Below are 14,147 nucleotides of genomic sequence, written 5' to 3' on the forward strand. Positions count from 1 at the left end.
ATTCTGATAGGCTATTCTTATGGCATTCTTCCACCAGAAATCTCCGCCCGCGAGCCGCAAATCCGCCCAGGCGGCACGGCGGAAATCCGCGTCGACCTTTGAATTTATCAGGACGGTCATCTATGCGGGGCTGATTGCGGTGGGGATTCATACCTTCCTGATCGAGCCGTTTTTTATTCCTTCAGGCAGCATGGTGCCGACCATGCTGGTCGGGGATTACCTATTTGTAAATAAGTTTGCGTATGGTTACTCGCATTTTTCTCTGCCATTCTCGCCCGATTTGTTCTCCGGGCGGATTTTGGGCAGCGTGCCCAAGCGCGGCACCGTCGTCGTGTTCCGCCCGCCGGGTGACCCGAGCACCGACTACATCAAGCGTGTGATCGGCCTGCCGGGCGACACGGTGCAGATGACCGAGGGCCAGCTTTTCATCAACGGCAAGTTGGTGCCCACCAGTTCGGTCGGCCCGTACATCGATACGAGTTCCGGCGGCCCGGTGGCCGCGACCGAATTGCAGGAGCAGCTGCCCGGCGGCAAGGTCAACCACATCCTCAAGGAAACCGATCAGGGCTACGCCAACAACACCCCGCTCTTCACGGTTCCGCCGGGGGATCTGTTCATGATGGGCGACAACCGTGATGACAGCGAGGATTCCCGCTTCATGGACGGCCCGGTCGGCTATGTGCCGATCGAGAATGTCGTCGGCCCCGCGGATATGATCTTTTTCTCGATCGATCTGCGCCACCCGTTTTATGAGTTCTGGTACTGGCCCACGGAAATCCGCTGGGATCGGCTGCTCAAGATCATCCATTGAGCGGCGTGGATAATGCGCAGGCGTTGCTCGGGCACCGGTTCCAGCGCCCGAAGCTTCTCGCCGAGGCGCTGACGCACCGTTCCGCCGCCGGCGCGCGCGGGGTTGGCTCCAATGAGCGTCTGGAATTCATCGGTGACCGCGTGCTGGGGCTCGTGGTCGCCGAATGGCTGCTGGAGCGGTTTCCCGATGAGCAGGAGGGCAAGCTCGGCCCGCGTCTGGCGGCCTTGGTCTCGAAACCCTCTTTGGCGCACATCGCCGAGGCCAATGGCGTGGCCGCCCTGCTGAGCGTGGCGCCGGGAGAGGCCAAGCGCGGCGTGCGCAGCCAGGCCACGGTGCTGGCCGACGCGCTGGAAGCGATGATCGGCGCGCTCTATCTCGATGCCGGGCTGGCCGCTTCCCGCGATTTCATTCGTAAGGTTTTATCTCATGTCGTTGAGCAGCAATTCATCCCGCCGAAAGACCCCAAAACCGCCTTGCAGGAATGGGCGTTGAAGCGCGCTCTGCCGCTGCCGGCCTATGATGTGGTGGCCACCTCTGGACCCTCGCATGAGCCGCATTTCGTGGTGAAGGTCAGCGTCGGCGACGAAGCCGCGCGCGGCGAGGCCGGTTCCAAGCGCGCCGCTGAGCAGGCTGCCGCGCGGGCCTTGCTGGAAAGGCTGCCGGCATGAGCAGATGCGGCTTCATCGCCCTGATCGGCGCGCCCAATGCGGGAAAATCCACGCTGCTCAACCGGCTGACCGGCGCGAAACTCTCCATCGTCACGCCGAAGGCGCAAACCACGCGGGCGCGGGTGCTGGGCATTCTGGTGCGGGGCGACGCGCAGATCCTGTTCGTCGACACGCCGGGCATTTTCGCGCCGAAGCGCCGGCTGGACCGGGCAATGGTCGCGGCCGCGTGGGATGGGGCGGGGGAGGCGGATTATGTGCTCCTGCTCGTTGACGCCAAAACCGGGCTGACCGAGTCCGTGCGCGGCATCATTACCCAGGCCGCCGCGGCGGGCCGCAAAATGGCGCTGGTGCTGAACAAGGTGGATCTGTTGGAGCGGCATAAATTGCTGCCGCTTACCCAGGAGATCACCACGCTGGCGAATTTCGAGCAGGTGTTCATGATCTCCGCCGCCACCGGCGACGGCATCGAGGTGCTGCTCGATTTCTGCACCGCCAAGCTGCCCGAAGGGCCGTTTCTCTACCCTGAGGACGAGCTGACCGACCTGCCGGACCGGCTGCTGGCGGCGGAAATCGTCCGCGAGCAGATTTTCCTGCAGACCCGCGACGAGGTGCCCTATGGCGCCACCGTCGAGACCGAGAGCTTCAAGACGCAGAAAGACGGCTCGGTGCGGATCGACGCCGTGATCTACGTCGCCCGGACCGGACACAAGGCGATTCTGATCGGCGCCAAGGGGGCGCGGATCAAGGATATCGGCGCCCGCGCGCGGCGGGAGCTGAGCCAGCTGCTGGAATGCAACGTGCATCTGTTCCTGCGCGTGAACGAACGCGCCGGCTGGGACGAAGAGGCCGAACGGATCCGTGCGACCGGGCTGAACGATCCGAAACATTAGGAAGGAAGCGCTACTTTTTGTGAACAAAAAGTAGCAAAAAAACTTTTTTAAACTGGGCCCGTGCCGCTCGAGCGCCTCAGGCCCAGCGTCAATAAAAGTTTTTGCGCCGCTTTTTTCAAAAAGCGGCTTCTTTCTCTCTTCGTGAAACCTTTCTAAAAATCCACTTTTAGCGTAATGACCAAGCTAAAGCGCGCGGGAAGGTGGGACGTGGCGGAGGCGGTATCCGGGCTCAAAGGATGGCGGTGGCACGGCTTGGCGCTTGCCCTTTACGCGACCGTCTCGTTCCTGTTTCTCGATCACTTCGCGTCACTGACCAAAGATATTCTGGGGTTCGGCGCCGATCCCGGCATTATGATCTGGTTTTTCGAATGGTGGCCTTTCGCGCTCACGCACCATCTCTCGCCGCTGCATACCGATCTCGTCTGGCAGCCGCATGGCCTGAACCTGGCATGGACGACGAACGTGCCGCTCCTCTCGGCACTGGCTCTGCCGCTCACGCTCATATCCGGGCCTGTTCTGGCCTATAATGTTTTAACGTTATGCGCGCCGGTCGCGGCTGCCATGGCGGCCTATGTCCTGTGCCTTCACCTCACCAGGTCGCCCGCCGCCGCTTTGTTCGGCGGCTATATTTTTGGCTTTTCCTCCTATGAGATGGCCGAGACGATCGACCATTTGAATCTCGATTTCACGGTTTTTGTCCCCTTGCTGGTCCTGGTGGCGGTGCTGCGGCTTCAAGGGCGGCTGAGCAGAGCCGCGACGGTGCTGTTGATCGGCGTGGGCGTGGCATGCCAGTTCATGATTTCCACGGAAATCACCGCGACGGGCGCGTTGTTCAGCGCGCTCCTCTGGGGTGTCGCACTGGTCGTCTTGCCCGAGGCGCGGGCGATGCTGTGGCGTTTGGCGGTGGATATCAGCCTGGCCGCGCCCATCACCATCCTGCTCGTCTCGCCGCTGCTATGGGCGATGATCTGGGGCGGCGACGATTTGAGACTGCCCTTCGGCGTACCATTGTTGTTCGCCAACGATTTGACGAGCTTCGCTGTCCCGGCTTCCGGGTCGCTCGTCGGCGGCTCGCTGCTCTACGGGTTCACACAGCATTTCACCAATTTTGCGGACGAACAGGGGGCCTATATCGGCCTGCCCTTGCTGTTCATTCTCGGTGTCTTTTTCTGCAGGGGGTGGGAGCGGCCTTTGGTGCGTTTCCTGGCGTTGGGGCTCGTCATCATCGCTGTCGCCAGCCTTGGGCCCCTGTTATTGATTGACGGCCGGTTTTCCGGACTCACCCTGCCATGGTACCGGGTGGAAACGTTGCCGTTGCTCTCAGTGGCCGAGCCTGATCGGTTCGCGCTTTTCATGTGGCTGATCATCGCCGTCGTCGCGTCGTTTTGGCTTGCCGAGCCGAGATCCGCCGATGGCGCCCGCCGCAGCAGGTTGCTGGCGATTTTAGCCTGCGCGGTGATCCTGCCGATCCTGCATCCCGTGCAGCCGGTTCCCGAACCAAAGCTGTTTGAGCCGGGAAAACTTCAGGCGGCGATCGGGCCGGATAAGCGTGTCCTCTTTCTGCCGTTCAGTCTTCGTGGAAACTCCACGTACTGGCAGGCACAGAGCCATTTCGGTTTCGTTCAGACCGGCGGCTATCTGGGATATCCACCAGGGGACAATGGCAGCATTCCGGCGGTTGCGCAGTTGATCTCGGGGCGTTATCGGGCGACGCTGCCCGTGGATCTTGAGCAGTATTGCCTGAGTACCGGTACTCAATTTGTCATTGCGGGCAAAAATCTTGATCTGCCTGTCAGCAGCGCGCTGGCCCGGTTGGGATGGGAGCGGCGCCAGTTTGGGGATATGTATGTTTACGCCGTCACCGGCAACCGCCTAAGCAATCCGCGTGGATGATCGACGCGAGGCGCGAAGCGGGGTGCTTCGTCGTCCTGATCAATCGCACCGGGGACAAATCTCCGAAGCGTTGAGCATAAGGAGCACCCTTTCAAAGAGGCGGGCCGGCCATGTTGTCGCGCTGGCGGCCTATGGCCTGCTTGCGGTCGCGTTGGTCGACCATGGCATCTCGATCACGGACAATTTGTCTGGACAGGGAACGGATCCCTACATTTTCCTGTGGTTCCTGGCCTGGTGGCCCCATGTGGTTGGGGCTCATCTCTCGCCGCTGATGACGAAGCTGGTATGGTATCCCGTTGGTGTCTCCTTGCCCTGGGTCACCTCGATTCCCGCTTTGTCTTTGATCTTCGCGCCCCTTACGGCGGTGGCCGGCGCCGTCGTCACTTATAATATTCTGATCATTGCCGCGCCCGCTTTGTGTGCGTGGTTTGCCTACCTCGTCTGTAGCCGTCTCACTGGACATTTTGTCGCGTCGCTGCTTGGCGGTTTCCTGTTCGGTTTCTCCAGCTACGAAATGGCGCAGGATACGGCGGCGTTGAATCTAAGCGCGGCGTTCTGCGTGCCGGCCTTGCTGCTGGTTATTTTGCGCCGGCTCGACGGTTCATTGTCCCGAAGCTGGACGGTTGCTTACGCGGTGCTGCTGCTGACGCTGCAATTCTACATCAGCATCGAAATATTCGCGACTGTCTTCGTGTTTGGCGGCATCGCCTGGATGTTTGCCTATTTATACGCGGCCCAGCAGCGGCCGGTATTGCGGCGGCTGGTCATCGACGCGTTATGCGCGGCGCCCGTCGTCACCGCCGCGGCGGCGCCGTTCCTGGTCCCGATGGCGCACACATATGGGCTGGTTCATCTTCCCGACGCGTGGCCGTATTTCTATACGGCGGACCTGTTGAACTTGGTGGTCCCATCCCGTGAAAATCTCCTTGGCGGGCCATTTTGGCCACTCTCGCGCCGTTTCAATGGCGGCGTACAGGAGCAGGACATTTATCTCGGCTTGCCGTTGCTGTTCCTGATCTGGCATTTCGCCCGGGAGCAGGGGGCACGGCCTTATGGCCGTTTGCTGATCGCATGTTTTCTTGTGTTCCTGCTGTGCAGTTTCGGGCCGCGGCTATGGATCGCGGGGCATTACTCCGTCATTGGCCTGCCGTGGATGTTGGCGGTGCATTTGCCGTTGCTGAACAACGCACTGCCCGCGCGTTTCGCTTTGTTCGTATCCTTGACGGCAGCCATCATCGCCGCGCTCTGGATCGCCCGCCCTGAAGAGAAACGGGCGCGGCTTGCCTTGGGCCTTGTCTGCTGTGTGACGCTGTTGCCGGGAGCGCATCCTTGGCGTCCGATTCCGCATTCGGCGTTTTTTGCGCCGGGCCGCGTCGAGGCTCTGTTAGGCGCAAATCCACGTATCCTGATCCTGCCTTTTGCCATCAACGGACCTTCCGGCTATTGGCAAATGGAAAACGATTACGGCTTTACCCAAACGGGCGGTTACCTGGGCTTTCCTCCGGCGCCCATGCAAGGATACAAGGCGGTGGGGCAAATGTTCGGCAACGACGTGCAGCCTGATTTTGTGCCGGAGTTCGTGCGTTTTTGTCAGGCCACACGCACCCAATACGTGGTTGTGGGTCCGGGCGCCAACCCGGTCATGGTCAAAGCAATCGCCACGCTTGACTGGCCGGTTAGGAAAACCGACGACGTGACCATATTCACGGTGCCATCCCCATGACTCCGATGCCTCGCTGCTGGTCGCGTGTGTGCAAGACATATGGCAGGCGCGATGGAGCTTGAGGCCTATATCGACAGGTCGAGGCGCGGCACTGGTGGTTTCGCGGCCGTCGGGCCGTGCTTGCGGCGACGATCCGCCGGCTGGAACTCAAGCCCGGCGCCAAAATCCTCGAACTTGGGTCCGGCACCGGCGGTAATCTCGCAATGCTGTCCGTGTTCGGCGACGTTACGGCTGTGGAAATGCACGAAGCGGCCCGCGCGCTGGCGAGAGCCACGAATGGCGGCGCCGATATCCGTGCAGGGCATCTGCCCGACGGGCTGAACCTGACGGAGCGTTACGACCTCATCGGCTTGTTCGACGTGCTCGAACATATCGATGATGACACCGCCGCCCTGATCGCTTTGCGGCAGCATCTCGCTCCGGGGGAAAGGGCGGTGATCACGGTGCCGGCTTACGCCGCTCTGTTCGGTCCGCACGACCTTACGCTTCACCATAAACGCCGCTACGAAAAGGCGGAACTGCGCGCCAAACTGCGGCGGGCCGGCTTGCGCGTGCAACAGCTCACTTTCATCAACACGGCGTTATTGCCGGCGGTGGCGGCGGCGCGTGTGGTGGAGCGTTGGCTGCGCCGTCCCCGGGCCGTGGGCACCGGCGTGCCACTGGCACCATTCAACGCCGTGTTGGCGTGGCTGTTTGCCGCCGAGGCCCATCTGCTCCGGTACATGAACCTGCCCTGCGGCTCGTCCTTATTGGCCGTGGTCACAATGGCTGAATGAAGCTATACTCGCCCGAACCATGAGCGAGGGGTGTGCATGCGGGTGAGTGTGGTCCAGATGTCGCCGACGGCGGACAAGATGGAGAACATCGCCCAGGCCAGCCGGCTGATCGCTGGTGCCGTGGCCGGCGAGCGCCCGGATCTGGTGGCTTTGCCGGAGATCTGGACCTGCCTGGGCGGGACGCGGGAGCAGAAATTCGCCGCTGCGGAGGCGTTGCCAGAGCCCGGCGGCACAGGCGGCGCCGCCTATGAATTCCTGCGCCGGATGGCGGTTACCAACAACATCCATGTACATGGCGGCTCGATCGGCGAGCTGTCCGGCGGGCGTCTGTACAACACCAGCCTGGTGTTCGCCCCGTCCGGCCGGGAGCTGGCGCGCTACCGGAAAATCCATCTCTTCGACATCACCACGCCCGACGGCACCGGCTATCGCGAGAGCGAGACCTATGGCGCGGGCGAGCAAGTGGTGACCTGCGACATCGGCGACCTCAAGGTCGGCCTTGCGATCTGCTATGATGTGCGCTTCCCCGAATTGTTCCTGGCGCTGCGCCGCCGCCACGTGGACCTGATCATGCTGCCCGCCGCCTTCACGCTGCAAACCGGCAAGGACCATTGGGAGGTGCTGCTGCGCGCCCGGGCCATCGAAACCCAGACCTGGCTCGCCGCGCCGGCCTGTACCGGCCCGCATGTTGGGGCCAAGGGCGATACCCGCTTCACCTACGGCCATTCGATGATCGTCGATCCCTGGGGCCATGTGGTTGCGCGCGCCTCGGACGGGCTCGGCTGGACCACCGCCGCCATCGACAAGGCGCGGATCACGCGGGTGCGGGCGGATATGCCGGTGCTGGAGCACCGCCGACTTGCATGAGGTCACCGCCCCGGGCGATGCCATGGCGCCACTGGCCATGGAGATCGCCTTCATCGCGGCGCAGACAGAGGCCGCGGAGGCCGCGCGCGCACGCCTGACCGCCCGTTATGGCGATTGCGCGGTGAAAGACGCCAACGTCATCGTCGCCCTGGGCGGCGACGGGCTGATGCTGGAATGCCTGCACAAGGTGCTCGGCACCAAGCTGCCGGTCTATGGCATGAATTGCGGCTCGGTCGGCTTCATGATGAACGAATATCATGAGGAGGATCTGCCCGGCCGCATCGCCCGGTCGCTCTCCAGTGTCCTGCACCCGCTGCGCATGCATGCCATCACCGCCTCCGGCGTGGTGGAGGAGGCGATGGCGATGAACGAGGTGGCGCTGCTTCGCCAGTTGCGCCAGGCGGCGAAAATCCGCATCAGCGTCGACCACCGCGAGCGCCTGGCGGAATTGATTTGCGACGGCGTGCTGATTTCCACGCCGGCCGGTTCCACGGCCTATAATTTGTCCGCGCACGGCCCGATCATCCCGCTCACCGCCAATCTGCTGCCGCTCACGCCGATTTCCGCCTTCCGCCCGCGGCGCTGGCGCGGCGCGCTGCTGCCCTCCACGGCCGATGTGCTGTTTGAAATTCTCGAACCGGAAAAGCGCCCCGTGGCGGCGGTGGCGGATTTCACCGAAGTCCGCAACGTGGTCTCGGTGGCGGTGAGCGAGGACCGCAGCATCGGCGCCACCGTGCTGTTCGACCCCGACCGCGCGTTGTCCGAGCGGATCCTGACCGAGCAGTTCACGGCTTAAGGCAAGGAAAGGCCTCCGGCGGCCGGGGCCTGAGGCCCCGGACCCCCATTATTTGATGTAAGTATGATGGATGCGACTCATTTGGTCGGCCGCGTGCTTTTAAGGTTTCGCCTTTTTGCGGCTCCTGGTCCGGGGCTTCTTCAGCGCGTCGGTCCAAAAAGCGGCTAGGAGCCTGTTGGTTTCCGCCATCGCAGCCCGTTGTTGCCGGCGAATCTCCGCCCTCCAAAGGTTGCTGCCCACTGCAAAGGCCCGATTGGCGTGACTCAGCCAAAGGCTCATGAGGGGATTCTTTTTCATCAGAGGGTTGGACATCCCGATCTCCAGGTGAAACGAATTGAAATGGCCGAACGGCCCGTTCCTTCAGATGTGCCCGGTCAGATCGAGAGAATAATGAAATTCGGGCCACCTCGCGCGAACGTGGCCCGGTAGGGAGGCGGTCCCGGCGGCCGGAGGCCCTTGCTGGACCCTCAGGCCTTCATTATGCCCGCAGCATGGCCCAGCATTATTACACCGTTACGTGGGATCAGCTGCACCGGGACGCCAAGGCGCTGGCGTGGCGGCTGCATGCGCTCGGGCCCTGGACCGGCATTGTCGCCATCACGCGCGGCGGGCTGATCCCCGCGGCGATTGTCGCCCGTGAGCTGGAATGCCGGCTCATCGAGAGTGTCTCGGTCGTGACCTATGACGAGGAGCAGCGCGGCGAGCCGGTGGTGACCAAGCCCCCGGTGGCGGCGGGCGATGGGGCAGGGTGGCTGATCATCGACGATTTGGTCGATTCCGGCAGCACCGCCCGGCTGGTGCACGGCCTGCTGCCGAAGGCCCATCTCGCCACCATCTATGCCAAGCCGGCTGGCAAGCCGGCGGTGGATACGTTCGTCACCGAGGTTTCACAGGACACCTGGATCCTGTTTCCCTGGGACACCGAGCCGCAATTTGTCGCGCCATTGGCGCGCGCCCGCGGGCCGGAGTGAGCGCAGCCTAGCGTTGGCGGGGAAACTCGGGTAAGAGCAGCAGAGCACGCCAGGGGGTGTGCTCGTGGCAGGCGCTTGAGCCGGCCGCGTTGTTTGAGACAAGCGGCAGAACGGGGCTTTAGGAACGCAACCGGTCGAACCGCGCCGCCACTGGTTTTTGCAACCGCGGCGTTTCCGGCCACATGGTCCGTGGTTTGTGAATCAGTGTCCGCACCTTCACAGCCAGACCCATGCCGCCCGAGGCGCCGCCGCCCCAACCAGGTCGCACGCGCATTCACCGTTATCGCGTTTCTGAACCCGCTCCGTCGTGATTGGAGTGGTTGACATGTTTGATAAATATTTCCGTAAAGAGCTGGACTGGGCCGGCAAGACCCTGATTCTCGAGACCGGCAAGGTCGCGCGCCAGGCGGACGGCGCGGTCGTCGCCTCCTATGGCGACACCGTGGTGCTGGCCACCGTGGTCGGCGCCAAGTCGCCGAAGCCCGGCATCGATTTCTTCCCGCTGACCGTGAACTATCAGGAGAAGTTCTTCGCCGCCGGCCGCATTCCGGGCGGGTTCTTCAAGCGCGAAGGCCGGCCCACCGAGAAGGAGACGCTGGTCTCCCGCCTGATCGACCGGCCGATCCGCCCGCTCTTCCCGCACGGGTTCAAGAACGAGGTGCAGGTCATCGTCACGGTGCTGAGCCATGATCTGGAGAACGACCCGGACGTGCTGTCCATGGTCGCCGCCTCCGCCGCGCTTACCATCTCCGGCATCCCGTTCTTCGGCCCGGTCGGCGCCGCCCGCGTGGGCTATATCGACGGCGCCTACGTGCTGAACCCCACCACGTCCGAGCGTGAATCGAGCAAGCTCGACCTCATGCTCGCCGGCACCAGCGAAGGCGTGCTGATGGTGGAATCGGAAGCCTCCGAGCTCTCCGAGGAAATCATGCTCGGCGCCGTCACTTTCGGCCACGCGGCGTTCCAGCCGGTGATCCAGGCGATCATCGAACTCGCCGAACACACCGCGAAGGACCCGTGGGCGCTGCCGGAGATCTCCGAGGAGACCAAGACCCTCACCGCCCGCGTCGACACGCTGGCCCGCGCCGATTTGCGCGCCGCCTATACCGAGACGGTGAAGCAGGTCCGCCAGGAAAAGATCGGCGCGGCCAAGAAAGCCGCCGCCGCCAAGCTGACCGAGGAAGGCCTGGACGCCGACGCGGCCAAGGGCCTGTTCAAGGAGCTGGAAGCCGACATCGTCCGCAACAATATCCTGGACACCGGCCTGCGCATCGACGGCCGCGACACCAAGACCGTGCGCCCGATCCTCGCCGAAGTCGGCGTGCTGCCGCGTACCCATGGTTCGGCCTTGTTCACCCGTGGCGAAACCCAGGCGCTGGTTGTCGCCACGCTCGGCACCGCGCAGGACGAGCAGGTGATCGATGCGATCGAGGGCGAGTTCAAGGAGCATTTCATGCTCCACTACAACTTCCCTCCGTACTCGGTGGGTGAGACCGGCCGCATGGGGTCGCCCGGCCGCCGCGAGATCGGCCATGGCAAGCTCGCCTGGCGCGCGCTGCACCCGCTGCTGCCGACCAAGGAAGCCTTCCCCTACACGCTGCGCGTCGTCTCCGAGATCACCGAATCCAACGGTTCCTCCTCGATGGCGACCGTCTGCGGCACTTCGCTGGCGCTGATGGATGCCGGCGTGCCGCTGGTGCGCCCGGTGGCGGGCATTGCCATGGGCCTGATCAAGGAAGATCGCGGCTTCGCCGTGCTCTCCGATATTCTCGGCGATGAAGACCATCTCGGCGACATGGATTTCAAGGTGGCCGGCACCGAAACGGGCGTGACCTCCCTGCAGATGGACATCAAGATCACCTCCATCACCCCGGAGATCATGAAGATCGCCCTGGAGCAGGCCAAGCATGGCCGCCTGCACATCCTCGGTGAGATGGCCAAGGCGCTGACCTCCGGCCGCGAGGGCGTTTCCGCCAACGCGCCGAAGATCGTCACCATCCAGGTGCCCAAGGACAAGATCCGCGACGTGATCGGCACCGGCGGCAAGGTGATCCGCGAGATCGTCGAGCAGACCGGCGCCAAGATCGATATCGACGACAGCGGCGCGGTGAAGATCGCCGCCGCCGACGACGCCAAGATCCAGGCCGCGATCGACAAGATCAGAGGCATCGTCGCCGAGCCGGAAGTGGGCGTGATCTATAGCGGCAAGGTCGTGAAGACCGCCGATTTCGGCGCCTTCGTGAACTTCCTCGGTGCCAAGGATGGCCTCGTGCACATCTCCGAACTGGCCCAGGGCCGCGTCGCCAAAACCACCGACGTGGTCAAGCAGGGCGATTCCGTGAAGGTGAAGGTCATCGGCTTCGACGACCGCGGCAAGGTGAAACTGTCCATGCGCATGGTCGACCAGGAGACCGGCGAAGACATCTCCGAGCAGGTCGGCGCCAAGGGCAAGAAGGACGCGGCGGAGTAAGCCAAGACAAGGCAAGGAAGCGCTACTTTTTGTGAATAAAAAGTAGCAAAAAAACTTTGATTACTCTGGGCCGTGCTGGTTTCACCGGTACGGGCCCAGCATAACAAAAGTTTTTGCGCCGCTTTTTTCAAAAAGCGGCTTTTTTCTTTTTTACGCGACCTGCCGCAGAGGCTGCGTTTGTAGCGGCTGGCCGGCAACGTCTTCGATTGTGGCTCTGAATTTCGCCAGATAATCGCGCAGATCCAGCCTTTGCTCGGCATAGGCCCGCGCGCGGCGGCGCAGGCTGGCGCTCATTTTCTTGTCGTCCAGCACGCATAGAATGTCTTCGGCCAGGGCGCCGGCATCCAGTGTCGGCACGATCCGGCCATTTTCCCCGTGCTGCAGAAACTCCCTGACCGTTTCGGTGTCGCCACCGATCACCGCGCAGCCGCAGGCGAGCGCCTCGCGCAGCGACCAGGAGGCAACGAAGGGGTAGGAAAGATACACATGCGCATCCGAACGCTGCAGCAAGGCCAGATGCTGCGCATAGGGCACTTTGCCGAGAAAATGGACCCGCGCGGGGTCGAGCCGGCCGCCCAGTTCGCGCAGCATCGCGCTGCGCCATGTGCCCCCGGCCGCGGGCGGCGCGCCATAGCTGATTCCGTCGCCGCCGACGACCGACACCACCACATCGGCGCGGCTGAGAATGCGCGGCAGCGCGCGCATGAAACTATGGAAGCCGCGATAGGGCTCCAGATTGCGCGCCACATAGGTCACCAGTTTTTGCCCCGGCCGCACTGTCATGTTGCCGACGGTCAGGGTCTTGCGCCGCATCGCCGGATCGGGCCGGCACACAGAGAGGTCCACCCCTTCCTCGATGACCCGGATCTGCTCCTGTGCCCAGACGGGATAGGTGCTGTGCTGCCAGCGTGTCGGCGTCTGCCCGGCCTGGCCGAGCGCAAGCGCCAGCAGGTTGGTGGCGTTCTTGGACCGTACCGTGCCGAACTGCGCCGCCGGCATCGGAAATTCCGGATCGTAATTCACGTCCGTGCCCTGGATGCGGTAGAAAAATTCGAAATAGCCGAGCATCGGCACGCCGGGAAACGCATCTGCGAGATTCAGCATCTCGCCCCAGCCATGGTGGCCGATCATGATATCCGGGCGGAAGCCCAGCGCCTTGATTTTTTGCGCGCCCTCATAGGCGGCCTGGGCGCGGCGCATCGCCATCTCATAATCGCGCATGTCCGGATGCGTGGATTCCGGAACCGGCGGCCGGGCGTACGTCACCTTGCGCACCCCCGCCATCTGGTTGGGGTTCGGTTCGCTCATGAAGACGATCTGATGCGTGCCTTCGCGCACCGCGTTGTCGGCCAGGAGGCTGCGGACGATGTGCAGATACTGGCCGGGAAAATTCTGGTGGACGAAGAGGAAGTTCATTTCAGCGCTTGGTTTTGCCGCGCCTCGGCTTGCGCGTAAGCGTCACCTGAAAGGCCTCGAGCGGCGCCAGCGCGGCGTCTTCGCAGGTTTCGTCGTTGCCCACCGGCCCGGCTGTGCCGCCGCCCACGAAGCTGGCGCTGCAGTGCAATTCATATTGTTCGGCGGCTGCACCGCTGAGCCGGACTTTGAGGCCCAGCAGCGGCAGGGCCATGCCGCGCGAGCCGCAATATTCGCCGGCCTCCGCCCAAGGTGAAAACCAGCCGCGGCCCAACAGCGCCTGATAGGAGAGATCCTTCGGGTCGACTCCTTCCGGGGCATTGAGCGCGAATCCCTCAATCCACAGATGGCTGCCGCGCTCGCCGAGCCACGCGCCGAAGCCGGCGCCGACATCGCCGTGCGACTGGATATGCGCGACGATGTCGGAACTCGCTGGCGGGTCCGAAACGCTGGGCCCGCCGGGCGGCATTTCCGCCGCGCCCAATAATTGCCGCACCTGCAATTTTGGTGCGCTGTCCGGCATGTTCGGCAATTGATAGATCGTCACCAGCACTTGCGCCGGGCCTTTGGGGACACGCACCAAGGCGGCGTCGCCATCGGCGTTCAGCCAGCCATCGGGCCTGAAGCCGGTGATTTCGACATTCTGCGCGCCCGCAGGCGGGGGCGAGACGCGTATGCCCGGCATGCCATCCCGCCGGGCGTTCACGCCTTCATTTACAAAGCAGAACAAACCGCTCGGCAGAGACATCATATGGGCCGTCACCCGCAATTCCTGCACGGTCGCCGAGTCTGGGGGCTGGGGGGGGGGATCAACGTCAGTCTTCGGCAGCTTTTTGGCTTGCGACATGATGCTTCCCGAGCAGGGTTTT

At 63.2% G+C, this 14,147-nt stretch carries 12 protein-coding genes; 10 read left to right on the plus strand and 2 right to left on the minus strand.

Features of this window, described 5'->3' with window-relative positions:
- Nucleotides 1-19: 19 nt before the first annotated feature.
- From lepB to pnp, 10 genes are all read left to right on the plus strand, one after another.
- Nucleotides 20-811 carry a signal peptidase I gene (lepB, locus tag VNC39_RS16975; RefSeq protein WP_325400840.1) on the plus strand — a complete coding sequence of 264 codons (792 nt, stop codon included), beginning with the start codon at nucleotides 20-22 and terminating at the stop codon, nucleotides 809-811.
- On the plus strand, nucleotides 808-1,479 hold the full coding sequence (gene rnc, locus VNC39_RS16980; RefSeq protein ID WP_325400841.1) for a ribonuclease III: 672 nt from the start codon (nucleotides 808-810) through the stop codon (nucleotides 1,477-1,479). Before lepB ends, rnc begins: the two co-directional genes overlap by 4 nt.
- A complete protein-coding gene (gene era / locus VNC39_RS16985) occupies nucleotides 1,476-2,369 on the plus strand; it encodes a GTPase Era (RefSeq protein ID WP_325400842.1) in 894 nt (297 codons plus the stop codon). Before rnc ends, era begins: the two co-directional genes overlap by 4 nt.
- 252 nt (nucleotides 2,370-2,621) lie before the next feature.
- The gene (locus VNC39_RS16990) at nucleotides 2,622-4,262 is read left to right on the plus strand and encodes a hypothetical protein (RefSeq protein WP_325400843.1); all 1,641 of its coding nucleotides are present in this window, start codon (nucleotides 2,622-2,624) and stop codon (nucleotides 4,260-4,262) included.
- Complete coding sequence (locus VNC39_RS16995) at nucleotides 4,255-5,985, plus strand: hypothetical protein (protein WP_325400844.1); 1,731 nt, start codon at nucleotides 4,255-4,257, stop codon at nucleotides 5,983-5,985. Before VNC39_RS16990 ends, VNC39_RS16995 begins: the two co-directional genes overlap by 8 nt.
- A gap of 116 nt (nucleotides 5,986-6,101) precedes the next feature.
- Nucleotides 6,102-6,761 carry a class I SAM-dependent methyltransferase gene (locus VNC39_RS17000; RefSeq protein ID WP_325400845.1) on the plus strand — a complete coding sequence of 220 codons (660 nt, stop codon included), beginning with the start codon at nucleotides 6,102-6,104 and terminating at the stop codon, nucleotides 6,759-6,761.
- Between the two features lie 36 nt (nucleotides 6,762-6,797).
- Nucleotides 6,798-7,628, plus strand: coding sequence for a carbon-nitrogen hydrolase family protein (locus tag VNC39_RS17005; protein WP_325400846.1), 831 nt, complete (start codon nucleotides 6,798-6,800; stop codon nucleotides 7,626-7,628).
- Nucleotides 7,629-7,665: 37 nt separating this feature from the next.
- Complete coding sequence (locus VNC39_RS17010; RefSeq protein WP_325400851.1) at nucleotides 7,666-8,424, plus strand: NAD kinase; 759 nt, start codon at nucleotides 7,666-7,668, stop codon at nucleotides 8,422-8,424.
- A 491-nt stretch (nucleotides 8,425-8,915) separates the two neighbouring features.
- On the plus strand, nucleotides 8,916-9,395 hold the full coding sequence (gpt, locus tag VNC39_RS17015) for a xanthine phosphoribosyltransferase (protein ID WP_325400847.1): 480 nt from the start codon (nucleotides 8,916-8,918) through the stop codon (nucleotides 9,393-9,395).
- A 325-nt stretch (nucleotides 9,396-9,720) separates the two neighbouring features.
- Entirely contained in the window at nucleotides 9,721-11,865 is a 2,145-nt protein-coding gene (pnp, locus tag VNC39_RS17020) for a polyribonucleotide nucleotidyltransferase (RefSeq protein ID WP_325400848.1), read from the plus strand.
- 150 nt (nucleotides 11,866-12,015) lie between these two features.
- On the opposite strand, the gene VNC39_RS17025 is transcribed toward pnp, so the two are convergent.
- A complete protein-coding gene (locus VNC39_RS17025) occupies nucleotides 12,016-13,281 on the minus strand; it encodes a glycosyltransferase (RefSeq protein ID WP_325400849.1) in 1,266 nt (421 codons plus the stop codon).
- 1 nt (nucleotide 13,282) lies between these two features.
- Nucleotides 13,283-14,147, minus strand: an 865-nt coding sequence (locus VNC39_RS17030) for a hypothetical protein (RefSeq protein ID WP_325400850.1), incomplete at its 5' end; no start/stop codon positions are given.

Source organism: Acidocella sp., assembly GCF_035535915.1.
In the GTDB taxonomy this organism is placed as follows: Bacteria; Pseudomonadota; Alphaproteobacteria; order Acetobacterales; family Acetobacteraceae; genus Acidocella.